The 25,993-nt window shown below is 75.3% G+C and carries 22 protein-coding genes; 6 read left to right on the top strand and 16 right to left on the bottom strand.

Going from position 1 to position 25,993, the window contains the following annotated elements; all coding sequences use genetic code 11:
- Nucleotides 1-218: 218 nt before the first annotated feature.
- From ABT014_RS01835 to ABT014_RS01845, 3 genes are all read right to left on the bottom strand, one after another.
- Nucleotides 219-2,774, bottom strand: a complete 2,556-nt coding sequence (locus tag ABT014_RS01835) for an FtsX-like permease family protein (RefSeq protein ID WP_350635727.1) — start codon at nt 2,772-2,774, stop codon at nt 219-221.
- On the bottom strand, nt 2,771-3,586 hold the full coding sequence (locus tag ABT014_RS01840) for an ABC transporter ATP-binding protein (RefSeq protein WP_350635729.1): 816 nt from the start codon (nt 3,584-3,586) through the stop codon (nt 2,771-2,773). Before ABT014_RS01840 ends, ABT014_RS01835 begins: the two co-directional genes overlap by 4 nt.
- 104 nt (nt 3,587-3,690) lie before the next feature.
- Nucleotides 3,691-4,176: a hypothetical protein gene (locus tag ABT014_RS01845; protein WP_350635730.1), complete on the bottom strand. Its 486-nt coding sequence runs from the start codon at nt 4,174-4,176 to the stop codon at nt 3,691-3,693.
- A gap of 265 nt (nt 4,177-4,441) precedes the next feature.
- On the opposite strand from ABT014_RS01845, the gene ABT014_RS01850 reads away from it, so the two are divergent.
- A complete protein-coding gene (locus ABT014_RS01850; protein ID WP_350635732.1) occupies nt 4,442-5,734 on the top strand; it encodes a DUF6348 family protein in 1,293 nt (430 codons plus the stop codon).
- Between the two features lie 33 nt (nt 5,735-5,767).
- On the opposite strand, the gene ABT014_RS01855 is transcribed toward ABT014_RS01850, so the two are convergent.
- The 3 genes from ABT014_RS01855 to ABT014_RS01865 form a co-directional block, all read right to left on the bottom strand.
- Nucleotides 5,768-6,694 carry an RICIN domain-containing protein gene (locus tag ABT014_RS01855; RefSeq protein WP_350635734.1) on the bottom strand — a complete coding sequence of 309 codons (927 nt, stop codon included), beginning with the start codon at nt 6,692-6,694 and terminating at the stop codon, nt 5,768-5,770.
- Between the two features lie 151 nt (nt 6,695-6,845).
- On the bottom strand, nt 6,846-8,267 hold the full coding sequence (locus ABT014_RS01860) for an ATP-binding protein (protein ID WP_350635736.1): 1,422 nt from the start codon (nt 8,265-8,267) through the stop codon (nt 6,846-6,848).
- Nucleotides 8,264-9,010 carry a response regulator transcription factor gene (locus tag ABT014_RS01865; protein ID WP_350635738.1) on the bottom strand — a complete coding sequence of 249 codons (747 nt, stop codon included), beginning with the start codon at nt 9,008-9,010 and terminating at the stop codon, nt 8,264-8,266. The genes ABT014_RS01860 and ABT014_RS01865 overlap by 4 nt, the downstream gene beginning before the upstream one ends.
- Before the next feature lie 314 nt (nt 9,011-9,324).
- Here ABT014_RS01865 and ABT014_RS01870 point away from each other — a divergent pair, with 314 nt between their 5' ends.
- Together ABT014_RS01870 and ABT014_RS01875 are read left to right on the top strand one after the other, a co-directional pair.
- Nucleotides 9,325-10,089, top strand: coding sequence for a sigma-70 family RNA polymerase sigma factor (locus ABT014_RS01870; protein ID WP_350635740.1), 765 nt, complete (start codon nt 9,325-9,327; stop codon nt 10,087-10,089).
- A 102-nt stretch (nt 10,090-10,191) separates the two neighbouring features.
- Nucleotides 10,192-12,549, top strand: coding sequence for an arylsulfatase (locus tag ABT014_RS01875; protein ID WP_350635742.1), 2,358 nt, complete (start codon nt 10,192-10,194; stop codon nt 12,547-12,549).
- Between the two features lie 52 nt (nt 12,550-12,601).
- Here ABT014_RS01875 and ABT014_RS01880 read toward each other — a convergent pair whose 3' ends face one another.
- The 5 genes from ABT014_RS01880 to ABT014_RS01900 form a co-directional block, all read right to left on the bottom strand.
- Nucleotides 12,602-13,522 (bottom strand): formylglycine-generating enzyme family protein, encoded by a 921-nt coding sequence (locus tag ABT014_RS01880; protein WP_350635745.1) that lies wholly within the window; start codon nt 13,520-13,522, stop codon nt 12,602-12,604.
- 86 nt (nt 13,523-13,608) lie between these two features.
- Nucleotides 13,609-13,872 (bottom strand): hypothetical protein, encoded by a 264-nt coding sequence (locus tag ABT014_RS01885; RefSeq protein ID WP_350635747.1) that lies wholly within the window; start codon nt 13,870-13,872, stop codon nt 13,609-13,611.
- A gap of 110 nt (nt 13,873-13,982) precedes the next feature.
- Nucleotides 13,983-15,245, bottom strand: a complete 1,263-nt coding sequence (locus ABT014_RS01890) for a vWA domain-containing protein (RefSeq protein ID WP_350635749.1) — start codon at nt 15,243-15,245, stop codon at nt 13,983-13,985.
- The gene (locus ABT014_RS01895; RefSeq protein ID WP_350635751.1) at nt 15,242-16,507 is read right to left on the bottom strand and encodes an AAA family ATPase; all 1,266 of its coding nucleotides are present in this window, start codon (nt 16,505-16,507) and stop codon (nt 15,242-15,244) included. Before ABT014_RS01895 ends, ABT014_RS01890 begins: the two co-directional genes overlap by 4 nt.
- A 5-nt stretch (nt 16,508-16,512) precedes the next feature.
- A complete protein-coding gene (locus tag ABT014_RS01900) occupies nt 16,513-17,988 on the bottom strand; it encodes a hypothetical protein (RefSeq protein WP_350635752.1) in 1,476 nt (491 codons plus the stop codon).
- Nucleotides 17,989-18,267: 279 nt separating this feature from the next.
- Here ABT014_RS01900 and ABT014_RS01905 point away from each other — a divergent pair, with 279 nt between their 5' ends.
- Complete coding sequence (locus tag ABT014_RS01905) at nt 18,268-18,873, top strand: hypothetical protein (protein ID WP_350635753.1); 606 nt, start codon at nt 18,268-18,270, stop codon at nt 18,871-18,873.
- A gap of 115 nt (nt 18,874-18,988) precedes the next feature.
- Here the strand turns inward: ABT014_RS01905 and ABT014_RS01910 are convergent, their stop codons facing one another.
- From ABT014_RS01910 to ABT014_RS01920, 3 genes are all read right to left on the bottom strand, one after another.
- On the bottom strand, nt 18,989-19,153 hold the full coding sequence (locus ABT014_RS01910; protein ID WP_350635755.1) for a hypothetical protein: 165 nt from the start codon (nt 19,151-19,153) through the stop codon (nt 18,989-18,991).
- 48 nt (nt 19,154-19,201) lie between these two features.
- Nucleotides 19,202-20,020, bottom strand: coding sequence for an alpha/beta fold hydrolase (locus ABT014_RS01915; RefSeq protein ID WP_350635757.1), 819 nt, complete (start codon nt 20,018-20,020; stop codon nt 19,202-19,204).
- A gap of 76 nt (nt 20,021-20,096) precedes the next feature.
- Nucleotides 20,097-20,759, bottom strand: coding sequence for a DUF4097 family beta strand repeat-containing protein (locus ABT014_RS01920; RefSeq protein ID WP_350635759.1), 663 nt, complete (start codon nt 20,757-20,759; stop codon nt 20,097-20,099).
- Nucleotides 20,760-21,062: 303 nt separating this feature from the next.
- Between ABT014_RS01920 and ABT014_RS01925 the strand changes: the two genes are divergently transcribed.
- Together ABT014_RS01925 and ABT014_RS01930 are read left to right on the top strand one after the other, a co-directional pair.
- Nucleotides 21,063-21,431, top strand: a complete 369-nt coding sequence (locus tag ABT014_RS01925) for a hypothetical protein (protein ID WP_350635761.1) — start codon at nt 21,063-21,065, stop codon at nt 21,429-21,431.
- Nucleotides 21,368-21,997, top strand: coding sequence for a LamG-like jellyroll fold domain-containing protein (locus ABT014_RS01930; RefSeq protein WP_350635992.1), 630 nt, complete (start codon nt 21,368-21,370; stop codon nt 21,995-21,997). The genes ABT014_RS01925 and ABT014_RS01930 overlap by 64 nt, the downstream gene beginning before the upstream one ends.
- Before the next feature lie 140 nt (nt 21,998-22,137).
- On the opposite strand, the gene ABT014_RS01935 is transcribed toward ABT014_RS01930, so the two are convergent.
- Nucleotides 22,138-23,889 carry a glycoside hydrolase family 35 protein gene (locus tag ABT014_RS01935; RefSeq protein ID WP_350635762.1) on the bottom strand — a complete coding sequence of 584 codons (1,752 nt, stop codon included), beginning with the start codon at nt 23,887-23,889 and terminating at the stop codon, nt 22,138-22,140.
- 56 nt (nt 23,890-23,945) lie between these two features.
- Nucleotides 23,946-25,937, bottom strand: coding sequence for a glycoside hydrolase family 5 protein (locus ABT014_RS01940; protein ID WP_350635764.1), 1,992 nt, complete (start codon nt 25,935-25,937; stop codon nt 23,946-23,948).
- Nucleotides 25,938-25,993 lie beyond the last annotated feature (56 nt).

Below are 25,993 nucleotides of genomic sequence, written 5' to 3' on the forward strand. Positions count from 1 at the left end.
AGCTAGGCGAATGGCCCCATGCTAGCTTTGGCAGTTTTCGATCAAGCGGGCGGGCCACCCGCAGGGCGCCCCCGGCGCCGACTCGCCGCCCAGGTCAGGCGGCCGCCCGCCGTCCGCGCACCCGCCAACGGGCGGTGCGGGAGCACCCCGCACCGCCCGTTGCGGCCCACCGCGCAGGCCCGTTCGGGCCTGCCGCCGGTGCCCTCCGCCACCCGCCGCTACTGCCGCCCGCCGCCCCCCGCGACCGGCCGCAGCCGCAGCAGCGCGCGGGCCGGCAGACCGGTCGACGCGAGGCAGAGCAGCACGGCGCCGGCCGCCAGCGGCAGGGCGAGACCGGCCGGGACGTACGGGGCCGAGCCGGCGACGCCGCGGGTGATCGGGACCAGCGTCACCCAGGCGATCGCCCCGCCGACCGACAGCCCGGTCGCGGCGACCAGCAGCGCCTCCCAGCGCAGCATCCCGCGCACCTGCCGGCGGGTGGTGCCGGCCAGCCGCAGCAGGGCCACCTCGCGCCGCCGGTCCAGCACCGTCATCACCAGCGTGTTGGCGGCGGCGACGGCCGCGAAGCCGCCGAGCACCCCGGCCATCACGGTGTTCGCCCAGGCGCTCACCTCACGGTCCCGGTCGGCCCGGGCCAGGTAGCCGGTCCGGTCGGTGACCGTGCCCCCGGCGTCGCCGGCGACGGCGGCCAGCCCCGCCGCGACCGCGGCCCGGTCGGCGCCGGGTGCGTCCGCGACCAGTACCTGACTGTCGTAGCCCGCGGTGACGTGCTGCGCGACGGCCGCCCGGGGCAGCAGCACCTCGCCGAGGCCGAGCCCGCGCCCGTAGGTGGCGACCACCGTGGGGCGGGCCTCGGTGCCGTCGCCGAGCCAGAGCGGGACGCGGTCGCCGACCCGGACCCCGAGCGTCTCGGCGAGGGCGGCGTCCAGCGCGACGGTGTCGGTGGCGCGGCCGAGGTCGGCGAGCGACCCGCTGCGCACTCCCAGGTCGAGCACCGCGGGCAGCTTCGCCGGGTCGCCGCCGACGCCCAGCGCCTCGGCCGCACCCAGCGTCGGGCCGTCCCGGTAGACGACGCCGGTGCGCAGCACGCCGACGGCGGCGGCCACGCCCGGCACCTCGGCGACCCGGCCGGCGGTCGCGGTGGGCAGGCCCGGCCCGGCGGCGCCGAGCACCTGGTCGGCGGTGACGCCGGCCCGCAGCTGCTCCCCGGCGACCCGGCTGACGGTGCTCTGCAGGAAGAGCAGGGTGCCGCAGAAGGCCGTGACCATCACGATCGGAGTGATCGCCGAGGCCAGCCGGCGGGCGTTGGCCCGGCTGTTGTCGACGGCCAGCGAGCCGGCCGCACCGGCGCCGGCCCGCAGCGGCAGACCGAGCACCCGGGCGGCGGCCCCGGCCAGCCAGGGGCCGAGCAGCGCGACGGCCAGCAGGAAGCACATCACCACGCCGAGCGCGGTGTTGGCGGCGTCCGCGCCGTTCAGGTGGGCGGCCACCCCGGCGAGCGCCGTGCCGCCGGCGGTGAACAGCAGCCCGAGGACGGTCCGCACCGGGCCGGGACGGACCGGCTCGACCGCGGCCGCCCCGAGCGCCTGGCCGGGCCGCATCCGGGAGGGGCGGCGGGCGGCCAGGAAGCCGGCGGCCAGCGCGGCCAGCGTGCAGCCGCCGGCGGCAGCGAGCACCGGGATGAACCCGACGTCCAGGGAGACCGCCCGCGGCACGGCGCCGCGCCGCGCCAGCTCGCCGAACCACCAATGGGCCAGCGCCAGTCCGGGCAGGCTGCCGAGCAGTCCGGCGACCGGCCCCAGCAGCACCGCCTCGGTGGCGATGGTGCGGCGGATCTGGCGCGGGGTGGCGCCGATCGCCCGCAGCAGGGCGAACTCCCGGGCGCGCTGGCCGGTGGCCAGGGCGACGGTGCTCACCACCACGAAGACGGCCGTCATCGTGGCGACGCCGCCGAACGAGCCGCCGAGGGCGATCAGCATGGTGCGGCTCGTGGCCAGTTCCGGCTGCTCGACGGTGCCCCGGGCGTCGCCGGTGAGCACCAGGGCACGGCCGTCGACGGCCTGCCGGATCCGGGCGGCCAGCGCCCCGGGGTCCACCCCGTCGCCCGGCTGCACGGCGATCGCGTCCACCCGGCCGGGGTGCCCGCCGAGCCGGTCGACGTCCTGGTCGGCGAACCAGGCGGTGCCGGTGCCCGGGGCAGCGGCGAGACCGGCGATCCGGTAGGCGGCCGTGCCGCCGGGCGCGGTGAGCGTGACGGTGGCCCCCGGGGCGAGAGCGGCGGCGTGCGCGGTGTCCGCGTCCAGCACCACCTCGCCGGCGCGCGGGGCCCGGCCCTCGACCAACTGCTCGCCGGGCCCGGCGATGCCCAGCGCGGCGAACCCGCGGCCGGTCAGCGGCGGCAGCGCAGCGCTGCCGGAGCGGTCCCGGGCGCTCGCCGGGATCGGGAACGCGGTGTCGGGGCGGGCGGCGGCCACCCCGGGCAGCGCGGCGATCCGCGCGGTCAGGGCGGCGTCCACCCGGGCCCGCTCCCGGACGGCCAGCTCCTCGGTGTCGGTGTCCTCGCCGGTCCGGACGGTGATCGAGACGTTCGCGTCGGCCGCCACCACCACCGGCGCGGCCGCGTACCGGACCGGGGGGACGCTCGCGGTGATCCCGGTCTGGAGCAGCGCACCGCAGGCCGTGATCACCGCCGCGGCGAACAGCAGCGCGACGAAGGTGCCCGCGAAGGAGGCGGGCCGGAAGCGCACCGAGGCGCGCGCGAGTCCGTTGCTCATGCCGCCGCTCCGACCGGCCGGGCGGTGAGCGCGACCATGCGGTCGGCGACGGACTGCGGGTCCGGGTGGTGGATCTCGCCCGCGAAGGCGCCGTCCGCCAGGAACAGCGCGCGGTCGGCGAACGAGGCCGCCGTCGGGTCGTGGGTGACCATGACCACGGTGGCGCCCATGGAGTCCACGGCGTGCCGCAGCAGGCCGAGCACCTCGTGCGCGGTCCGGGTGTCCAGCGCGCCGGTCGGCTCGTCGGCGAAGACCACGTCCGGCCGGGTGATCAGCGCGCGGGCGATCGCCACCCGCTGCTGCTGGCCGCCGGACAGCTGCCCCGGCCGCCGCCCGGCGTGCTCGCCGAGCCCCACCTGCGCCAGCAACTCCTTCGCCCGGGAGCGGTCCTGACGTCCGCCGGCGAGGCGCTGCGGCAGCAGCACGTTCTGCAGGACGGTCAGCGAGGGGAGCAGGTTGAAGGACTGGAAGACGAAGCCGATCCGGCTGCGGCGCAGCTTGGTCAGCCGGTTCTCGCTCAGCCGGGTGATCTCCTCGCCGCCGAGGAACACCTCGCCGCCGTCCGGCCGGTCCAGGCCTGCCGCGCACTGCAGGAAGGTGCTCTTGCCGGACCCGGACGGGCCCATGACGGCGGTGAAGCTGCCGGAGGCCAGCGCCAGGTCGATGCCGCGCAGCGCGTGGACGGTCTCGCCGCCCCGGCCGTAGCTGCGCCGCACCCCGCGCAGCTCGATCGCGGCCGTTTGCGCGGGGGCGGCGGGGCGCCCGTACGGCGGCGCCGGTTCGGCGTGGGGGTGGTCGTGGCGGCGTGCCATGGTGGAGCCTTCCGTCCGGAATCATCGCTGGTCTTCGACGTGTTCCAGGCTAGGAAGAGGCCCTCGCGGCCACCATGGAGTCCACCGGCGGACCGGCCCTGGGGCTAGCCCCACCCCTGACCCTGCCGCACTCCCCCGGCGGGTGCGCGGGCGTCGTCGGCGGTGCCCGGGCGGTGACCGGCCTTGCGGTGGTAGCGGACCGTCAGAAGCAGGGCCCGGGTGAGGGTCTGGTCCCAGGCCGCCAGGCCGTCCCGGAGCAGCAGGCGGCGGGCCGTGGTCGCCTCGATGCTCGCCCGGACGGTGTACGCGGCGGGGTCGCCCACCGTCGCGAGGCCGGACAGGGCGCGCAGGCAGTGGCCCATCAACTCGGCGCCGTGCGGCGGGGAGCAGAGGATCAGCAGCCGGCCGAGCGCCACCACCTCGTCGAACGCCGTCCGGGCCCGGAACGGCGCACCGTCCGGGTACACCGCCGGTACCTGGGACCAGAGTTCGGCCGCCTTCTGCTCCAGGCAGGTGATCGCTCTGGCCCGGAGCTTCACCCCCTGCTCGTTGTCGGCCCGGGTGGCGGGAACTCGTGAGAACCGGCTCATCAACGTCCTCCTCGGGTGAGGGCCGCGTCGCGCCACGGGTGGGCGTCGCCACGACCGCGGGCACCCCCCGCCGGACGGCGCGCCGGGCCCGCCCGCCCGATGCTAGGAGCGCCGCGGCGGCAGCGGGCCGGCCCTGAGGAACGCCTAGGGTTGCGCTCAGCTCCGGCTAACCCACGGCCCGGCCGGGACGACCGGTGGGACCTGGGGTGACCCGGAGGCCGGTCCGGTGGGGGAGCCGGGCGGCGGGCTCCGTAGGATCCGCTGCATGTTGTGGAAACGACGGCGTACGCGCCGTGCCGAGCCGTCCTCGGAGCGGCTGCCGGACCTCGCGTTCCTGGCCCTGGTGCGGGAGCGGCTGGAGGAGTACGCGCCCGGGGTGACGCGGGGCGCCGAGCTCAGGGGCAATTCACTGCTGAGCCCGAGCGGATGGGCGGTGGGCGTGGCGCCGCCCGATGATGCCGGGAGCCACCGCTACGACCTGATCGTGTTCCCGGATGTGAGCGTCCAGCCCGACGTGCCCTGTTTCGTCGACCACGTCGTCGCGCCGGGCGGCAACCCTCGGCACGCGATCGACGGTTGGGTGGAGACGGCCGGCGCCTGCCTGCTCGAACTCCTCGACCGGGGCGAGCGCTTCGCCCACCATGCCGGACCGGATCACGGGCACGGCGTCCCCGGCTGGCACTCGATCATCTCCGGTGTGGTCGGCCTCGGGCTCGACACCGCCGAGAACCGTCGCCTGCAGGTGGCGCTGCTCGATGCGAACGTCCTCCACCACGTCGCGGGCTCGATGACCGCGGACCTGGAATCGCCCTTCTTCAACGGCGTCAAGGTGTTCTACGGCGGGAGCCCGGGCACGATGGAGGCCGAGATCCGGGTCAACGGAGTGCGCCACGAGGCCGCGTCCGCCGCGCTGGCCGCGCTGGACCTCCCCGAGCCCAGCACCTTCACGACCGTCCGTCAGTACGCCCTGCTGCTGCCGCTTCCGCCCGGCGCGGCGGAGCCCACCTACCCCGCGACGAGGCTGGACCTCACCCCGCCCGAGCACGCCCACGGTGCGGCCTGCGGTTGCTGCGGCAACCTCGACCCGGAGCAACCCGGCTTCGACCTCGCCTGGCCGCATCCGGTCGCCGAACTCCCCGAGGAGGAGCGCGCGCGGCGCGTGACGGCCGACACCGGGGCGATCATGATCGTGGACGGGGTGGGCAACTTCCTCAAGGTTCGCCTGCCGGTCCGGCTCGAGGACGGCCGCACCGTGGTCTACCTCGTCTGGGCCCTCCTCCAGCCCCGGGTGTTCGAGGACTTCATCGACCGGGTCCGCGACGACAGGCTGACCGGACACCGCTTCGAGGGTCTTCTGGCCAACGGGGTGAGCCCCTGGGGCGAGGAACTCCTGCGCGCGCCCGTCGTCCTCGGGGGACAGCAGGTCGACGAGGACGGATCGATCCGCCGACCCGAGGTCCTGGAGTCCGACCAGCCGCTGCTGGCCGAGGTACTGCGGAAGCGGTGGCCGGCGGAGTTCGTGCTCGGCGACCGTGATCCCCGCCTGTCCGCAGGCTGACCGACGCACCCGGCCCGGTCCCGGCGCCGGGCGCTACACCGCGCGGGTGACCGTCCAGGTCTGGTTGGTCTGGTGCAGGCCGCAGTACCAGAGCTGGACCGTGGTCCCGTTGGCGGTACGGCCGTTGTAGACGTCCAGGCACAGGCCGGAGCGGGCCCCGACCAGGGCGCCGCTGACGCCGGTGCGCCACTTCTGGTTGTCGTCCCGGGTGCACGGCCGGACCAGCACCGGGGTGCCCGGCTGCACCGAGCCGTTCCACGGGTCGAGGCAGTCGCCGTCCTCGTCGCGGACCTGGCCGGAGGCGGTGAGGGTCCACAGCTGGTCCTGGCCGCCGTCGCAGTCCCGGATGTCGACCCGGGTGCCCCCACCGGCCGTCAGGCAGCGCCCGGAGGCCGCACTGACCAGGATCTGCGCGAACGGCACGGGCGGCAGCGAGGGAACGGGAGCCGGGGAGGGGGTGACCGGATCCACCGACGGCGACGGTGACGGGGAGGGCGACGGCGAGGGCGTCGGGGAGGGCGAGGGGGACGGCGTCGGGGAGGGCGACCGCGTGGGTGAGGCGGTGGACGGCCGGGCGGCCGGCAGCAGGGGCGCCGCGACCGGCGCGGTCAGCCCGTCGGGCGTGGTGACCACGGCCAGCACGGTGACCGCCGCGGTGGTGGCGACCAGCCCCGCGGCCAGCATCCCGACCACGTGCGGCGCCCGCAGCCGCGCCCCGATCGCCGGGTAGACCCGCCGTCGGTCGACCCGGCCGCGGCTCGGCGGTTCCCCCGGCGGGCCGCCGACCGGCCCGGGCGGGACGGCGGGGCGCGGCACGGTCACGGTCGGCGCGCCCGCCTCCCGGTACGCGGGCGGGAACCCGGTACGGGCCTGCCGCAGCGCCGGGTCCTGCCGGCCGCACCGGCAGCCGTACGCCGGTCCGGGCCGCTCGCACGCCGCACAGCGCGGTGCTGCTCTCATGGCAGAACTCCTGTCCTCAGCCACCGGCCACGGCCGCCGCCGACCGGCCCGGTCACCCCGGTGACCGCGTCCGCCGCGGTCACCCGTTCAGGAGATACACGCCCCGGGCCGGGAATAACAGATATTCGCCGACCTGCGCCGCGGCCCGGCATCAGACCTCGCGCCGCTGGCGCCGGCGCTCCAGCGCGCGGCGGCGCCGGTGGCCCCAGGACGCCGCGCGGCCGCGGCGCGGCTCGGAGGCGAGCCCGAGCACCACCTCGATCCGCGCACCCCCGAGCCGGGTGCTGCGCAGCACCCGGAGCCGGCCCCGGGTGGCGCCGGCGGCGCTGTGCGCGATGTCCAGGCCGAGGCCGGTGGATCCGCCGGTGCTGGCGCCGCGCGACAGGGCGCCGTCCGGATCGGCGATGCCGGGCCCGGCGTCCTCGACCACCAGGACGACGTCCTGCGCGGTCCGCAGCACGCTCACCGCGAAGGCCGTGCCCTGCGGGGTGTGCCGGAAGACGTTGCCCACCAGGGCGTCCACGACGGCGGCCAGGTCGTCCTCCGGCAGCTGGACCCGGGTCGGCTCGTCGGTGGCGCCGAACGTGCAGGGCCGGCCCTGCTGCTCGGCGAGCATCGACCAGAAGCCGACCCGGCGCCCGGCCACCTCCGCGACCCGGCAGGAGACCTGCGGCAGCGCCGGGTCCGGGCCCGCCGGATCGGCACCGGCCACGCCCGGACCCGGCTGCGCCGCCCGGGTGGACCGCGGGGTCTGCGCGGCCCGGATGATCGAGTCGAGCTCCGACTCCAGCTGGCTCACCGCGGCGTCGAGCTGCGCCGATCCCGGGACGGGTCCGATCCGTTCGGAGGCCACGGTCAGCGCCATCAGCGGGGTTCGCAGCCGGTGCGACAGGTCGGCGACCAGCTCCCGTTCGCTGGCCAGCAGCCCGGCGACCCGGTCGGCCATCGCGTTGAACGCGAGGCCCGCCTCGTGCAGTTCGGCGGGGCCGGCCGGCTCCACCCGGACCGCCAGGTCGCCGGCGCCGAGCGCGGCGGAGGCCCGGGACAGGCCGCGCGAGGCGCGCACCATCCGGGCGCCCAGCCGGTCCGCCACCAGGACCGAGGCGATCACCAGGCAGACCGCCAGCAGCGCCATCACCGTCCAGGCGCCGGCCACCCCCCGGGTCAGTTCGGACTGCGGGACGAACTCCTCCACCACCGCCACCCGGGCGTCGTCCAGCAGGACGGGCTGCAGGTAGGCCCAGCCGCCGGGCACGTCGCCGGAGACCGACTGCCGCTCCCGGACGACCCGCGCCAGCATCTCCTGCGGCGCGTGGCTGTCGCCGACCACCTGGCCCTCGGGCAGGTGCACGCACGGCCGGTCGGCCGGCCGCATCCCGGACACGGCCACCGCCAGCTCCCCGGGCTGCGGGGCGAGGGTGAGCGCGGGCACCACGGCGACCGCCCGGCGTTCGGCCAGCGTGGTCGCCCCGACCTCGACCTGGGTGCGCACCAGCATGCCGAGCGGGATCAGGAAGGACACCGCCACCATCGAGGTGACCACCAGCGCGACCATGGCGAGGGTCGCCCTCACCGCGGGGACACCAGCTTCACCCCGACACCGCGCACGGTGTGCAGGTAGCGCGGCATCGACGCCCGTTCACCGAGCTTGCGGCGCAGGCAGGACAGGTGCACGTCGACGGTCTGCTCGTCCACGTACGGCAGGCGCCACACCTCGGCCAGCAGCTGCCGTTTGGAGACCACCCGGCCGGCGTTCCTCGCCAGGAACTCCAGCAGGTCGAACTCGCGCCTGGTCAGGGCCAGTTCGCGTCCCTCCAGGTGGGCGGAGCGGGCCGTCGGGTCGACCCGGAGCTCACCGACGACCAGCGGCGCCGTGCCGACCGCCGCACCGCCGTCCGTCCCGCCCGCCCCCGGCACCCCGATCGCCGCGGCCGCCGACGCCGGCACGGCGTGCACCGCGCTGCGGCGCAGCACGGCGGCCAGCCGGGCGACCAACTGGCCCGCGGAGAAGGGCTTGACGAGGTAGTCGTCGGCGCCGGCGTTGAGCAGCTTGATGATCTCCCGGTCGTCCGAGCGGGCGGTCGCCACCAGCACCGGGACCTGGGAGAGTCCGCGGATCATCCGCAGCGCGTCGGCGCCGTCCAGGTCGGGCAGTCCGAGGTCGAGCACGACCGCGTCCGGCTGCCACTGCGTGACCTCCCGCAGCGCGCCGAGCGCGTCGGGGGAACTGCGCACCACCAGGCCGTGCGCGGTGAGTTCGTCGATCAGGTAGGTGCGGATGATCGGGTCGTCTTCGACGACGAGCACGGACGTCATGGCGGACACCGTAGCCCACCCGCGGCCCCGCCCCCATCCCCCGCCAACTGCGCGAACTCCCCGGGCGACGGCGGCCGGGACGGGCCCCGCACGGCGGAGCTGAGCGGAACATTAGGGCTCCGTTAGGCCGCCCTGAACACCCGCGGCGGCCCGCCGGACCGCTCCTACGATCGGTCGCACCGGCCCGCCGGCAGGCCCGGCCACCGGGTCCGACCGGCGGGAACCGGTGGTCGGGTCGGGAGCGCCGCGGTCTGGGAACCGCGTGCCTCCCGGCCCCGGCCGCCCGCGGAACGACCGACGGACAAGGACACCCCATGAAACCCGAACGGGAACCCACGGCGGCGGACGTCACCGCCGCGCAGACCGGTGACCCGGCGGCGCTCGACCGGATCACCGCCGCCTTCCTGCCGCTGGTCTACAAGGTGGTCGGCCGTGAGATGGACGGCCACGACGACGTCGACGACGTGGTCCAGGAGACCATGGTCCGGGTGGTCACCCGGCTGGGCACGCTCCGCGAACCCCGCTCGTTCCGGTCCTGGCTGGTGGCCGTGGCGATGAACGAGGTCCGCCGCCGGTGGAGCAGCCAGCAGCTCGCCCTGGCACCGGTCGAGCCCGGCGACCAGCTGCCCGACCCCGACGCCGAGTTCGTCGACCTCACCATCCTGCGCCTGGGCCTGCTCGACGCCCGGCGCGAACTGACCGAGGCCAGCCGCTGGTTGGACGAGGAGGACCGCCGGCTGCTCGCGCTGTGGCGGCAGGAGAGCCGGGGCGAACTGCGCCGGCCCGAGCTGGCCCGGCTGATGCGGCTGCCGGCCTGCCACGTCGGTGTCCGGATCCAGCGGCTGAAGACCCGGCTGTCCGCCAGCCGGGCGGTGGTCCGCGCGCTGGCCGCCTCGCCCGGCTGCGAGGGCCTCGCCGCCACCACCGCCGGCTGGGACGGCGCGCTGACCCCGCTCTGGCGCAAGCGCACCACCCGGCACGTCCGCTCCTGCGCGTCCTGCTCCGGCGACCCGCGCGACCTGCTGCCGGTCGAGGTGCTGACCGCCGACCTCGAGCTGCCGCTGTCCCTCACCTCCTGACCGGCCCGCGCGTACCGCGTGCGGCGGCTTCCGCGTCGCGCGGAGCGCCCGGTGGTGCTCCCCTGGTAGCAGGACTGTCCTGCTCGCGTTGGGAGACGGATCATGGCGCAGCCGTTCCGAGGTGTGGTCAACCTCGACATCCGGGACTCGGTCCCGGACTGGGGCCCGTACGAACAACCGAAGGCCCCGCCGGGCTCCCCCAACGTGCTGTACATCGTGCTCGACGATGTCGGCTTCGGGGCGCTCAGCTGCTACGGCGGCCCGATCGAGACCCCGAACATCGACCGGATCGCGGCCGGCGGCCTGCGCTACGGGCAGTGGCACACCACCGCGCTCTGCTCGCCGACCCGCTCCTGCCTGCTGACCGGGCGCAACCACACCACCAACGGCATGGCGTGCATCAGCGAGGCCGCCGTCGGCTTCCCGGGGGCGAACGGCCACATCCCGCCGCAGTGCGCGACGCTGGCGGAGATCCTGGTGGAGCGGGGCTTCAGCACCGCCCTGGTCGGCAAGTGGCACCTGTGCGCCGAGGACGAGATGAACCTGGCCTCGACCAAGCAGAACTGGCCGGTCGGCCGCGGCTTCGAGCGGTTCTACGGCTTCCTCGGGGCGGAGACCAGCCAGTACTACCCGGACCTGGTGCACGACAACCACCCCGTCGAGCAGCCCGCCACCCCCGAGGAGGGCTACCACTTCGGCGTGGACATCACCGACAAGGCGCTCTCCTTCCTCGACGACGTGAAGGCGATCGCCCCCGAGCGCCCGGTGTTCCTGTACTACGCGCCGGGGTGCGCGCACGCCCCGCACCAGGTGCCGCGCGAGTGGAGCGACCGCTACCGGGGCCGGTTCGACGAGGGGTACGAGGCGATCCGGGAGCGGACCCTGGCCCGGCAGAAGGAACTCGGCCTGGTCCCGCAGGACACCGAACTGCCGCCGGTGAACCCGATCGGCACCCCCGAGACCCGTACCGGCCCCGGCGGCGAGCCGTTCCCGCCGCTGGACTACACCAAGCCGTGGGCGTCCCTCTCCGCGGAGGAGCAGCGACTGTTCTGCCGGATGGCCGAGGTGTACGCCGGCTTCCTGTCGCACTGCGACGACCAGATCGGCCGGCTGCTCGCGTACCTGGAGGAGATCGAGCAGCTCGACAACACCATCATCGTGGTGGTCTCCGACAACGGCGCCAGCGGCGAGGGCGGCCCGGACGGCTCGGTGAACGAGAACAAGGTGTTCAACGGCGTGCCCGACGACCTGGCCGAGAACATGGCGATGCTGGACGAGCTCGGCGGCCCGAAGACCTACAACCACTACCCGAACGGCTGGGCGATGGCGTTCAACGCGCCGTTCAAGATGTGGAAGCGGTACTCCTTCAACGGCGGCACCTGCGACCCGTGCGTGATCTCCTGGCCGGCCGGCATCGCCGCCCGGGGCGAGGTCCGCGACCAGTACCACCACGCGGTGGACGTGGTGCCGACCCTGCTCGACTGCCTGGGCATCGAACTCCCCGACACCGTCAAGGGCTACACCCAGCACCCGCTGCAGGGCGTCAGCATGCGGTACAGCTTCGACACCGCGAACATCCCCACCGCCAAGCGCACCCAGTTCTACTCGATGCTCGGCACCCGCGGCATCTGGCACGACGGCTGGAAGGCCGTCACCACCCACCCGGCGATCAGCGGCTGGGGCCACTTCCCCGAGGACGCCTGGGAGCTGTACCACACCGACACCGACCGGGCCGAGCTGCACGACCTCGCCGAGCAGGAGCCGGTCAGGCTCGCGGAGCTGATCGGCCTGTGGTTCCACGAGGCGGGCGCCAACCAGGCGTTCCCGCTCGACGACCGGTCGGCCGTCGAGATCCTCACCACCCCGCGCCCGCAGCTCGCCCCGCCCCGCAACCGCTACCTGTACCGCCCCGGCGGGGCCGAGGTCCCGGAGTCGGTGGCGGTCAGCGTCCGCAACCGCTCCTACTCGATCGGCGCGGTGGTCGACCTGCCGGGGCCCGGCGCGCAGGGCGTGCTGTTCGCGCACGGCGGCCGGTTCGGCGGCCACGCGCTGTACGTGAAGGACAACCGGCTGCACTACACCTACAACTTCCTCGGCAGCGAGCAGCAGACCATCCGCGCGACCGAGGAACTGCCCACCGGCACCCGGCTGCTGCTGGCGGCCTCCTTCGACAAGGACGGCGAGGACCCGCCCGGCACCGCCCGCGGCACCCTGAGCCTCTACCACGACGACCGCAAGGTCGGCGAGGGCCGGATCAGGACCCAGCCCGGCAAGTTCGGGGTCGGCGGCGAGGGCCTGAACGCCGGCCGCGACCTCGGCGAGGCGGTCACCGAGGACTACCCGGGCAGCGCGCCGTGGACGTTCACCGGCGGCACCCTGCACCGGGTGGCCGTCGACGTCAGCGGCGAGCCGTACGTCGACCTGGAGCGCGAGGCCGCGGCGATGCTGTCGCGCGAGTGACCGCGCCACCCCGACCGGCCCGGCCCTCAAGGTGCGGGCCGGTCAGGGCCGTTCAGGGCCGGTCGGCGGGGCCCGCGCAGCGGAAGCCGATGTTGCCGGTGGAGGACTCGGGGGTGTTGGCCATCCGCGCGGAGACCCGGTAGCGGCGGCAGTAGGAGGCGTGGCAGAGGTAGGAACCGCCACGCAGGGCAAGCGAGTCGTCCCCGGCCACCGCCGGGCGGAACCGGTCGGCCGTCCACTCCCACACGTTGCCGGTCATGTTGTGCAGGCCGTAGCCGTTCGGCTCGAAGGCGTCCACCGGGCAGGTGCCCAGATAGCCGTCCTCGCGGGTGTTGCGGTCGGGGAAGCTGCCGTTCCACACGTTCATCCGGTGCCGGCCGCCGGGCCGCAGCTCGCCGCCCCAGGGGAACGGCTGCTGCTCCAGGCCGCCCCGGGCGGCGTACTCCCACTGCGCCTCGGTCGGCAGCGAACGCCCGGCCCAGGCGCAGTACGCGAGCGCGTCCCGCCAGGACACGTGCACCACCGGGTGGTCCGCGCGGCCTGCCAGCCCCGACCGCGGGCCCTCCGGATGCCGCCAGTCCGCCCCGGGCACCTCGCGCCACCACGGGGCCGCCGCCACCGCGCGGGTGGGCGGGAAGTCGGCCGGCAGCAGCCCGCCGAACACGAAGGAGGCGCCGTAGCGTTCGGCGTCGGTGCGGTGCCCGGTGGCCGCGACGAAGGTCCCGAAGCGGGCGTTGCTGACGCAGTGCGCGTCGATCGTGAACGGGCCGACCTCCACCCGCCGCACCGGCCCCTCCCCGTCCGCGGGGTAGGCGGACGCGTCGTCGCTGCCCATGCTGAACCGGCCGCCCGCCAGCGCCACCACCGGGCCCCGGTCCGGACCGCGCACCGACCCCGGCCGGGCCTGCGGCGGGTCGGCGGGCGCCCCGGGGCGGGCGGGCGCGCAGCAGTGGGATTCGCTCTCGTGCTCCATGGCGGTGTCGCTCCCTGGCCGGCGGCGGTGTCCTGACCCCCACCCTGCCGACCGCGGCGCCCGGAGCGGCGCCGAAACACCGGAGGTCAGCCGGAGTGCTGGATGATCCAGCGGGCGCCGCGGGTCGCGCCCTCGCAGCGGCTGTGGATCCGTTCGGCCCGCCCGTGCGGCTCCTCGACCCGGGCCAGCTCGGCCGCCGCGTGCAGCTCGGCGTCGCGCCGCCGCAGCTCCAGCAGCATCCGCCGGTCGGGCTCCTCCGCGGCCATCAGCCGGTCGTACGCCGCCTGCGTCTCCGCCAGCGCCCCGTGCAGGTCCTCGGGGACCCGATGCACGTCGTCATACGTCGCCATGTCTCCTCCTGCGTCACACCGGCCGACCTGGCATCCTCCATCTTCGCACCGAAGCCCCCCACCCTCATCCGCTGCCCGCGCCCCGGCCGGCGCGGCCGTTGCCGGGCCGGTCAGGGTGGGCCGACGGTGACGGTGCGGGCCCAAGGGGGTGGGGTGTCGGGGACGTGGTGGGGGTCGTCCTCGTCCCAGGTGGTGGGCCGTTGCCGGGGGAAGAGGCCAACCACGGTGCGGCACGGGGGGCGGTGGGACGGCCAGGGGGTCTGGCCGTCGGTGAGGACGACGATGACGTCCGGGGCCGGCCGGGTGGCGAGGGCCTTGGTGAAGCCGGTCCGCAGGTCGGTGCCGCCACCGCCGATCAGCGGGATCCCCTCGGCCTGGCAGAGCGGCTGGACGACCCGGGCCGCCGCGTCGCAGGACAGCACGGTGACCTGGTCCCGGCGGCCGCCGACGGCACGGGAGATGGCGGCGACCTCCAGGAGGGCGCTGCCGAGTTCGGCGTCGCTGACCGAGGCCGAGGTGTCGACGACCACCGCGACCCGGGGCGGGCGGCGGCGCAGGCTGGGCAGCACGGTACCGGGCAGGGCCGCAGCGCGCCGGGCCGGCCGGCCGTAGGTGTAGTCCTCGCCCGCGCCCGCACCGGAGACCGCCGAGCGGACCGCCGCCCCCAGCAACTCGCGCCAGGGCTGCGGCGGGTGGAAGGCCTGCTCGGCCCAGCGCCGCCAGCCCTCCGGGGCGGTGCCCGGGCGGCCGGTGATGCCCTGCGCCACCCGGAACCGGACCGCGTCGCGCTCCTGCTCGCTGAGCCCGTGCGCCCCGTCGGGCCCCAGCTCCCAGGACCGCTCCAGCCCGTCGGCGCCGCTGCCGCAGTCCAGCCAGGCCAGCCCCCGGGTGTTCGGGCCGAGCGTGAACAGGGGGAGGTAGTCCTCCATCAGGTAGCCCGCCGGCATCCGCAGCAGCCCCGGCCGGACCAGGCCCTCGGGCTCGACCAGCCCGTCCCCGAACGCGTCGTCGTTGATCTCGCAGTCCGCGGCGATGTTCATCCGGAGCCGCTCCCCCGCCCCGGTCAGGCCGCGCTCGCGGGCCAGCCGGTCGCTGCGCCCGTGGTGGTCGCGGAGCAGGTGCGAGACCTCGTGCACCCACACCGAGGCCAGCTCCTCCTCCGGGGTGCGGGCGACGAAGGCGGGGCCGACGTAGCACCGCCAGTACCGGTCGACGGCCATCGTGGGCACCTGCGGCGACTCCACCACGTGCAGGGCGAACAGGGCCGTCGCCAGGTAGGGCCGGGCACGGGCGGCCTGGAGCCGGGCCGCGTACAGCTTGTCGAGGTCCAGCGTCCCCGCGGTCGCCGGCATCGCCGCGGTCGACCGGGTCATCGGCCCGCCCCCGCCGTGGCCGCGGGGTGTCCGGCGCCCCGGTCGGCGGCCCGGTCGGCGGCCCGGTCGGCCCGGCGGGACAGGTCCACCGCTCCGGCCAGGCGCTCGATCGCCGCCGGTACGTCCCAGTCCGGCCGGCGCAGCGAGGCGAGGGTGGTCGCCGGGACGACCACCAGGTCCGGGGCACCGGTGTCGAGGGCCCGGACCAGCAGCCGCCAGGCCGCGTCCCAGCGGTGGCGCTCCGGGCGGGCCCGCACCGCCGCCACCACCCCGTCCAGGACGGCCTGCCGGAGGTCGCCGCGCGCGGGCAGGTCGGCCGACCCGGGGTCGGCGAGCAGCGTCTCCGGGTCCGGGAGGTCCAACCGGTCCAGGCTCGCGAGCAGTTCCAGCCCGGGACCGTCCCCGACCGTGCCGCGGACCAGCAGGGAGAGCACCTCCCGGGAGGCGTCCGCCGCGGTCGCGAAGGCGATCAGGCGCAGCGTCATCTCCCAGCTGCGCGGCGAGGGCCAGGCCCCGCCCCGGGGGCCCTGGCCGGACGGCAGCCGGTGGACCAGCGCGGGCCGGGCGGCGAGCAGCGCGCACACCGCGCGGCGGGCGAACGCCACCGCCGCCGGCAGCCGTTCGGGATCGAGCCGCGGCAGCGTGGCCCGGGGCCAGGTGCCGCCGAGGCCCCGGACCACCACCTCGTGGTCGTGGGTCCAGCTCAGATGGACGAACCGGTTGGCGAGCGGCGCGCTCAGCTCCCAGCCGTCGGCCGCCGAGGAGGGCGGGTTGGCGGCGGCCACGATCCGTACGCCGGGCGGAAGTTGGAGCGCCCCGATGCGTCGTTCGAGGACCAGGCGCAGCAGCGCGGCCTGCACGGCCGGTGGTGCGGTGGACAGCTCGTCGAGGAACAGCAGCCCGCGCCCCGCCCGAACCAGCCGTACGGCCCAGTCCGGCGGGGCCATCGGGACGCCCTGGGAGGCGGGATCGTCACCGAGGACGGGGAGGCCGGAGAAGTCGGACGGCTCGTGCACGCTGGCGATCACGGTGGTCAGCGGGAGGTCCAGGGTGGTGGCCAGCTGGGTGAGGGCGGAGGTCTTGCCGATCCCCGGCTCGCCCCACAGCAGGACCGGCAGGTCGGCGGCGACCGCCAGGGTGAGCGCGTCGAGCTGGGGGTCGGGGCGGGGTTCCGTGGTGGTGTCCCGCAGCAGGGCCAACAGGTCTGCGGACAGGTCGAGTTGGGTGGTGTTGGTCGGGGTGGAGCGGACGTTCTCGGACATGGGCATCACCTGGGGGTTCGAAGGAGGGAGCTGGATGGGGTGCGCGGGCGGGCGGAGGCGGCCCGGCCCGGCCAGCGCGTGGTGGCGTGGCGCGGGTGGGAACGGCCGTGGGAGCGGCGGAGGCCGGGGCAGTGGCGGTCCGGCCGGTCGCGGCCGGGCCCGGGAAGGGCCAGGCCCGCCCGGTACAGCCCGTACGTGATCCGCTGCCGGGCGGCCGCCTCCAGCTCGTCCCGCAGCGCGCCGTCGCGCAGCAGGGCGGCGGGCCCGAGCAGCCCCTCGACCACGGCCAGCGCCCCGGCGGTGTCGCCGTGGTCGAGGCGTTCGCGGACACCGGTGAGGCAGTCGGGCCGCCGGTGGGCCTCGTCGATGGCCCGCAGGCACGGCAGCGGCGTACCGGTGAGCGCGACCAGCAGTTCCTCCCGCCGGATCTCGGCCGGGTCGTGGTCGAGCGGCGCCAGGACGCCGTCGACCAGGCCGATCCGGTGCAGCGCGCCGCGGCACTCCACGGTCCGCGGCTGCCCCGCCGGGTCGGACGGCCGGTACGGGCCTGCGGCCGGGCGGCCCGGCGCCAGCGCGTCGGCCACCAGGGGGTGGAGGTGGTCGGGGCCGATCACGCCGGCCCGGAGCAGTTCGAGATCGGGCAGGTGCCAGGTGGCCGCGTCGGGCAGCAACGGCAGCGCGGCCGCGCTGCCATCGGCGGGGGCCGGGGCCGGTCGCAGCCCGAACTCGCCTTCACCCGGGTGGATTTCCAGCACCAGCCGGCGTCCGCCGCCGAGCCGTACGCCGAACGTCCCGGTGGCCGGCCGCCCTTCGGCGCGGAGCAGGATCTCGGCCTCGGCCGCCCACCGGTCGACGGCGCAGCGGGGTCCGGGCGGCAGCAGCGGCCGCCACGGGTCCGGGCCTTCGCCGCGGGGCGGGCCGCCGGCGGTGGATTCCCGGTCGGCGCCGGACTGGCCCCGGAGGTCGCCGGCGGCGCGGGCGTCCCACAGGTGGCGGTGCAGGTCGAGGCGGAACCGCCGGTCGGGGCGCGGGTGCCGGCCGGCCGGCAGCCCGGCGGAGCCGTCCCACAGGGCGAGGCTGATCCGCTGGCCGGCGTCCGCCCAGGCGGGGGCGGTCCGCACCACCAGGTGCACGGGGCTCACCCCGTCCCGGCCCGCGCCCGGGTAGCGGGCCAGCGTGCTGGTCAGCCCCGGGCGCAGCAGCCCGTCGGGGGCGACCCGGGGGAAGTGCCAGCGCAGCAGATCGGGCGCGAGGTGGCGGAGGTCCGCCCGGACCAGGGAGGCGAACTCCCGGCCGTGGGCCCGTGCGGCGGCCCGCAGGTCGAGGTCGACCTCGTAGCCGGCGGCGGCGCAGGCCCCCGCCCAGTCCCCGGCCCGGCGGCGGGCGGAGGCGGCCTCGATCATCGACGGCGGCACGGCGTACTCGCGCACGCGCGGCCAGAAGGAGTGGTGGGTGTCCCCGTTCGCGTTCGCAGTGAGCATCAGCACTCACCTTGCGCGGACGGGACCCCCGATCTGTGAACGGAAGGAGTGGTCATCGCGGGGAGCCTAGCCGGGCCGGGCCCGCGGCGCGGGGCATTTTCCGGTCCGGGCGCACCACACCCGGTGGATCCACATCAGCTCGATGATGATGGCTGGAATTCATTCTGGTTTGCATGCCGTGCATCTGACAGGGTTTCGATCACACCACCCCAGCTCCGCCGTCCCGCCCGCCCGGGACCGGCGGCGCGTCGCCGTGCCCACCGAAAGGACAGGTGTGACATGAGGATCCGGATCAGCCGACCGTGGATCGCCGGCAGGACGAAGGCCGTGCGCGGCCGGATCGCCGCGACAGCGGCGGCGGTGGCACTGCTGGCCGTCGCCGTCCTGGCCGGAGCCGCGGCGCCGGCCGGGGCCGCCACCGCCGGAGCGCTGCGCTGGCCCGCCGGCCAGTGGTCCTGCTCGGGGGCGCCCGTCCCCGCCGGGTGGGTCATCACCGGCCACAACGCCGGCGGCTGCAACGGCGCCGGCTCCTGGTACCAGCAGCCCGTCCAGGACGGGATCTGGACCTGCTCCGGCTCGCCGGTGGTCCCCGGCTACGTGATCACCAACTACGACCGGAGCGGCTGCGACGGCGTCGGCGGCTGGTACCACCAGATCGTCCACAACGGCATGTGGACCTGCTCCGGCTCCCCCATCGTGGCCGGCTACGTGATGACCCGGCACACCATCGCCGGCTGCAACGGCATCGGCAGCTGGCTGCACGAGCAGATCCGCCCCGGCATCTGGGCCTGCTCCGGCTCCCCGATCCCGCCCGGCTACCGGATCACCGTGTTCAGCTCGTACGCCTGCGACTTCGTCGGCGCCTGGCAGATGGCCCGCACCTGACCCGTCCCGACCGCCCGGGCCCTGTCGGAGTACCGCCTCCGGCCGGGCCCGGATGCATCCCGTCATCACCCTGCCCCGGCCGCGGGGACCGGAGGCGCGACCTCGTCGGTGCGACCTACCGGAGCGCCCTGAGGCCGAGCGCGGCGACCGCCGCCGCTCCCGCCACCCCGGCGCAGACCGCCAACGCGCCGGTACCGGACAGCCGTTGCACCAGCAGGCCGGCGACCAGGGGAGCCAGTGACGCCGACGCCGTGGCGAGCAGGACGACGACGCTGATCACCCTCCCCTGCACCTGGTCCGGAGTGGTGGCGGCCAGCCGTCCGAACAGTCAGCCGGTCGGCTCGTGGGTGGCCGCGATCGCGTGGACGGCCGCGGCGACTGCGCGGAAGTCCTTGCGCAGGACGGCGCCGTGGTTGCTCGCCACCTTCGCGCCCACCTCGATGTGCGGGTTGCGGGCGGTCACCGCGTCGAGGCTGGTGCGGATCCGCTCCTGCTCGTCGCCGCGGCTGCCGAGCGAGCTGCCCGAGGCGACCACGTACCGGACCGGGACGGTGATCCTGTCCAGTACCGGGCCGAGTTCGCGTTCGCGGGAGATCCGGCCGATCTCGATGTTGGACTCCGCCATCTCCTCGGCGTTCATCCGCGGGGTCAGACCGGTCAGCCGCAGCGCCGGCATGAACCGGCCCCACTGCCGGAACTGCTTGCGGATCCGCTGCTCCATCGCCTCGTCCAGCCAGTCGTACGGGAACGCGCCGTCGACCAGGACCGCGCCCAGGGTGCGCTCCGGGTGCCGGGCCGCGTGGTGCGCGGCGACGAAGGCCCCGTAGGACCAGCCGACCAGCAGGGCGCGGTCCACGCCCCGGGCCGCGAGAACGGCGTCCACGTCGCGGACGGCGGCCTCGAAGGAGTAGTCGGCCGAACGCTTCGACCGCCTGCCGCGGGCCCGCTCGTCGTAGGTGATGTGCCGCCATCCGGGCCCGAGTTCGGCGATGGTCCGGCGCCAGTAGCCCTGGGTGGCGAACTGGCCGTTGAGGTAGAGCACGGGGATGCCGGTGCCGCCGCTGTCGGTCACGGCGAGCGCGGTGTCGTCCACCGGCAGCAGGCCGGACCAGCGGGCGGGGGTCGCGGGGGTGCGGTCGTCGGTCATGTCGTCCACCTGTTCGCGTCGGTTCGGTCGGAGGAGGCGCCGGCGGTGCCGGGTCGGGCGGATGGGGCGTTCCGGGTCAGAGGCTGCGGGCGGTGATGTCGCCGTGCGCGGTGGTGGCGCGGATGTCGAGGGCGGTGGCGCCGTCGTTCTTCAGCGCGTTGCTGATCCGGCCGAGGCCGGTCCCGGCGTCCAGGGCGGCCGAGACCCCGGCGGCGGCGCCGACCGAGATGTCGCCGGACTCGGTGCGGAGCACCACGCTGCCGCCCAGCGCCTCGGCGATCCGGATGGCGCCGCGGGCGGTGCCGATCTCGGCCGGCCCGCCGAGGCGGCCCACCTCGACATCGCCGTCGACCGCGCTGAGCCGGACGCTGGCGGCCTCGTCGATCTTGATCCGGCGGTACGCGCCGTCGAAGGCGAGGTCGCCGAGGCGGCCGACCACCCGGAGCTCGGCGGCGCCCGCCTTGCCCTCGACCCGGGAGCCGGCGGGCAGTTGGAGGGTGACCTCGACGGATCCGGAGGGGCCGAAGAGCTGGCTCCCCGACTCGGTACGGACCCGCAGGACGCCGTCAGCGTAGGCGACGGCGGCCCCGGCGGCGGCCCGGACGTCGCGGCCCTTGCCGGGGTCGGCGGGCCGCACCTCGACGGTGGCGTCCGCCCGGTCGGCGGCGATGATCTGCACCCGGCCCGCGGGGATGTCCAGGACGGCGGCGATCGGGGCGGGGGCGGCGAACTTCTGCATCGTGCGCTCCTTGGGGAGTGTGTGTTTCTGACATCACGAACGCTACGTTGCATTTGCACTCTCGGCAACACCTTCATTGCGCCCGAATGCCATCACCCCAGCTGGAGTGCACTATTTCGTTGCAACGAATCCGAAGGTAATGCAACATCGATCAGCACCGTCGTTGCATTGGACTGCATCGAAGGCTCCGCCGCTGTGCAAGCCCTGTGGAGAGTGCCCGCCCGGGCGGCCCGCGGCGGCCCGCGGATCCGTAGAAGGGGACGGAAGGACTTCCTTCCGATCACCGATCCGAGAAGGGCGTCCATGAAGCACCGAAGAAGGAAAGTCGCGGCCACCGTCGCCTCCGGGGCGCTCGCGGTGACCCTGCTGGTGGTCGGCGGGTCGGCCAACGCGGCGATCTCCGTCGACGAGGACTTCGAGCAGGGCGTCGCGCACGGCTTCACCGTGGCGACCGGCACCTACGCCGTCGTCGCCGACGGCTCCAAGGTCTACCGGACCACCTCCGACTCGGCCCGCGCCGTGGTGGGCGACGCCGCCACCACCGACGTCCAGGTGCAGGCCTCGATCAAGGTGGCCGGTGGAACACCGACACCGACCGCACCGCCGGCCTGCTCGCCCGCTACACCGACACCGACAACTACTACCTCTTCGTCCACGAGGAGGGAGCGCTGAAGATCAAGAAGAAGGCGGGCGGCACGGTGACCACCGTCGCCAGCAAGCCCTTCACCCTGACCACCGGCACCTGGTACACCCTCCGGGGCACCGTCAAGGGCGACGCGCTCGAACTGTCCGTGGACGGCGTCGAGCAGCTGACCGGCACCGGCGGCGGCCTGCCGCACGGCCGGGTCGGGCTGATCTCCTTCCACGGCGACGTGCGCGAGTCCGCCTACTGGACGGCCGCCGAGGGCAGCGTCGGCGGGGCGCTGCCGCTGAACCGGTGGATCGGCTTCAAGTTCGTGGCCCGCAACATCGACGCCGGCAACGACGGCGACTGGCGCAACGACACCCAGGTCCGGCTGGAGCTGTACAAGGAGATGTCGATCGGCAACACGGTCAACCCGGCCCGCCGGCCGGCGGCGGCACCTGGCAGCTCGTCACCTCGTACACCGACGACGGCCACCTCAGCAAGGGCAAGCCCTGCGTGCACCGCTCCTCGCCGGACGACGACCCGTACGGCGCCGCGGCCAAGCCCTTCACCGCGCCGAACTACTCCGTCTACCTGCGCACCGACGGCCTGACCACCGCGATGCCGCAGTACTACAAGTGGTTCAGTGTCCGCGAGGTCGCCCCGATCCCCGCACCCTGACGGCCGGCCGGCCCCGGCAACCACGCCGCCGGGGCCGGCCGCCGTGCTGGGCCGGCCCCGTGCCAGGCCTGCTCAGTCCTCGATGGGCCCCAGGTCGGGCGCCGGGCGGAGTTCGACCGTGGGGGTGGTGGTGGCGTGCAGTTCGAGGACGGTGATCTCGTTGCGGCCGGCGCGCAGCACCGGCGCGGGCACGTACAGCGTGGTCTGCGGGCCCCGGGACCAGAAGCGGCCGAGCGGGAAGCCGTTGATCCAGGCGTTGCCCTTGGTCCAGCCCTCCAGCGCGAGGTACCCGTCGGCGGGCCGGTCCAGGTGGAAGGCGCCCCGGTGGAAGGCCGGCCCGACCGGTGGACGTCCGGGGTCGGCGGGCAGGAAGGTGAGCCGCTCCAGGTCGGCCAGCGGCAGCGGCCGGCCGTCCCAGTCGGCGAGCGCCGCGCCGTTGACGGTGACCTCGCCGAGCAGGCCCTTGCGGTCGTGGACGCCGGGGCCGTAGTTGACCCGGCCCTGGTTCTCGACCAGCACCGCCAGGTGCGCGCCCGGCCGCGGCGCGGTGAACGCGAGGGCGTGCTCGTGCCGTTCGCGTTCCAGGACGCCGACCGGCTGCCCGTCCACGAAGACCTGCGCCCGGTCGCGGACCTCGCCGACCCGCAGCACCGCCGGACCCGCGACCGGCAGGATGCTCTCGTAGAGCACGAACCCGACGTCCTGGCCGAGCTGTTCCATGGTCGGCGGCCGGTCCGCCGGCACGGCCGCCCCGAGCGCGTAGGCCTGGTCGAGCAGGGCGGCGCAGGTGTCGAGCGCCACGGTGAGCGGGGCGAGCTTCGGGGCGGGGTCGGGCAGCGGCTCGTCGGGGACGGGCGCGTACCTGGCGATGACCTCGCGGAAGGCCCGGTACTTGGGGGTGGGGTCGCCGGCCTCGTCGAGCAGCGCGTCGTAGTCGTACGAGGTGACGGTCGGGCGGTAGGTGCCCTTGTCGTTGGCGCCGTTGGTGAAGCCGAAGTTGGTGCCGCCGTGGAGCAGGTAGATGTTGACGGAGGCGCCGGCGGCGAGCAGCCGGTCCAGGTCGGCGGCGGCCTCCTCCGGGCCGCGGGTGACGTGGGTGCCGCCCCAGCGGTCGAACCAGCCGATCCAGAACTCGGAGCACATCAGCGGCCCGGTCGGCTGCCGGCGCCGCAGTTCGGCGAGCCCCGCCTCGACCCGGCTGCCGAAGTTGGCGGTGCGCAGCACGCCGTCGAGTCCGCCGCGGGCGAGGTCGGCGGGCTGGTCGCAGGTGAACAGCGGGACGTCGACGCCGTGGCCGCGCAGCAGGTCGGCGAGGGCGGCCAGGTAGCCGGTGTCCTCGCCGTAGGCGCCGTACTCGTTCTCCAGCTGGACGGCGAGGACCGGGCCGCCGCGGGTGGCCAGGTACGGCGCGACCGCCGGGAGCAGGTCGGCCAGGTAGCCGTCGACGGCCCGCAGGAAGCGGGGGTCGCGGCTGCGCAGTTCGATGCCGTCCTCGGTGAGCAGCCAGGAGGGCAGGCCGCCGCCCTCCCACTCGGCGCAGATGTACGGGCCGGGCCGCAGCAGCACGTGCAGGCCCTCGGCGGCGGCCAGGTCGAGGAAGCGGGGCAGGTCGAGACCTCCGTCCAGCCGGAACTCGCCAGGCCGGGGGGCGTGGAGGTTCCAGGGGACGTAGGTCTCGACCGTGTTGAGCCCCAGCAGGCGCGCCTTGCGGAGCCGATCGGCCCACTGCTCGGGGTGGACCCGGAAGTAGTGCAGTCCGCCCGAGATGATGCGGAACGGTCGGTCGTCGAGACGGAAGCCGTCTGCGGCGATCTCCAGGGGCATGCCTGGTCTCCTCGAACGGGGAAGGGGTGCGGTGGGCCCGCCGGGTGGCGGCGCTGTCAGACGAGCGGGCGGCAGAGCAGCAGGTCGGGGACGCCGCCGTGCTGCCAGCGCCAGGTGAAGCCGACGCCGGCCAGGTACTCGCCGTCCGTGCACTGGCCCTTGTAGTAGCCGGGCGCCCAGTCGCTGCCGGTGGACCCGCCGGTGGCGGGCCGGTTGTCGCCGTGGTCGAACCAGACGGTGCGGCCGGTTGCCGGCAGCGGGCCGGCGGCGGGTGCGCAGAGCAGGGCGGCCATCGCGTTGCCGTTCACGCTGTACCCGACGGCGAAGGTGTTGTCGGGGCACTGCAGCTTGTTGTAACCGCTCGCCCAGTCGCTCTTGACGTAGCGCTCGTCGGTGACGACGGTCCAGGTGCCGCCGGCGGTGGCGGGCCGGTTCGCGTCCGTGCACAGGCCGCGGCGGTCGCTGCGCCCGAGACCGGTCAGGCGCTGGCCGTCCGGGCAGTCGCCCTTGCGGTTGCCGGTGCTCCAGTCGGGCCGGGCGAGCATGGTGGCGGAGCGGTTCTGGTCGGCGAAGTCGAGGTCGAGCATGTTCCAGTGGTCGACCTGCGGGACGGGGCCGCTCCTCGCCGGGGCGTTGATCAGCTTGTTCCAGTCGGCGGCGCGCCAGTCGCCCGGGTCCTCGACGGTGACCTTCCGGCCGGTGGCGTCGTAGTTGATCAGTGCCCAGTTGTCGTTCGGCCGGCCGGTGGCGTCCATCCACCCGACCAGCGGCCACTGGGCGAAGTCGGTGTCGTTCTTCACCAGGATGTCGGTGAAGTCGGCCCACCAGGCCCGCTCCTTCGCGTTGTCCGAGCCGCGGCCGCCCGCGCCGAACTCGCTGATCCAGACCGGGGCGGTGAAGTGCTGGCCGGCGCCGGTGACGAACAGCGCCTGGTCGTCGACGGCCTGGGCCAGCTGCGCCGGGGTGAGGTCCTGGTAGCGCGGGTCGTTGGTCTCGCCGTTCTGCCAACCGCCGGTCGCCCCGGTGTGGTTGGGACCGGTGTAGGCGTAGAAGTGGGCCGAGTAGACCAGCTTGCCGGAGTCGATCAGGGTGTTGGAGAGGGTGCGGACCGGGGTGAGCATCGGCCGGCCGTGGCTGAACATGCCCTGCGGAATGCCCTGCCAGTTGATCCCCTCCATGATGATCAGCAGGTCCGGGTCGGCCTGCAGGATCCGGTTGCCGGCCTCCTCGAAGGCCTTGTACAGGTCGTGGTCGTCACCCATGCCCCAGTTGGGGTCGTCCCAGGTGTCGCGGCGGACCTCGTTGCGCAGGTCCGCGCCGGCCACCCGCTTGTTGTCCTTGTACCGGTCGACCAGGAACACCCAGTCGTCGATCCACTGCTGGGTGCTCTGGCCGCTGTTCCACCGCTCGTTGCCGTCCAGGGCGCAGCAGAACCGGTAGCTGGTGGTGTGGTTGTTGAGGATGACCGCGAACCCGTCGGCGGTCAGGGCGGCGACCACGGCGTCGTACACCTGGAGCGGGGTCTTCCCCTTCAGCTGCGGGTTCGCGGTGACGGCGGCGTCCGGGACGGGGGCGGTGTCGTGGATCATCGCGTTGGCGAACGGCAGCCGGACGCTGTTGATCCCGAGCGCGTGGAAGTCGGCCATGATCCGGGCGATCGGGGTGCGGTCCAGCCCGAGCGGGATGTTGTTCGACTTCTGGTCGGCCTGGTGGTTGGTGACGTCGCCGACGTCGCCGCTGCCCTCGTACGTGCCCTGGGCGCCGGCCCAGTTGCCGGACTTCAGCTTGAAGCGGTCGCCGTGGGCGTCGACGACGTACCGCCCGCGGGTGGAGAGCGGGCCGGTCCAGGAGGCGGCCAGCTGGGCGCCGGTCATCGGTACCGGCGCGTCGGCGACGGTGGAGGCGGTGGCGGCGGTCGGTGCGGCCGGTACGGGGGCCGCCACCGCACCGGGCGCGGCGACGGCGAGCAGGGAGGTGGTGGCCAGCACGGCGGGCAGGCCGCGGGTCGCGAGGCGGGCGCGCCCGCGGACGGTGGTGGCAGGTCTCATGGCGAGGCTCCGGGAGCACGGGGTGAGGGTGGGGGTGGTGCTGTGGAGTGCGGGAT

The organism is Kitasatospora sp. NPDC094015, from assembly GCF_040304075.1.
In the GTDB taxonomy this organism is placed as follows: Bacteria; Actinomycetota; Actinomycetes; order Streptomycetales; family Streptomycetaceae; genus Kitasatospora.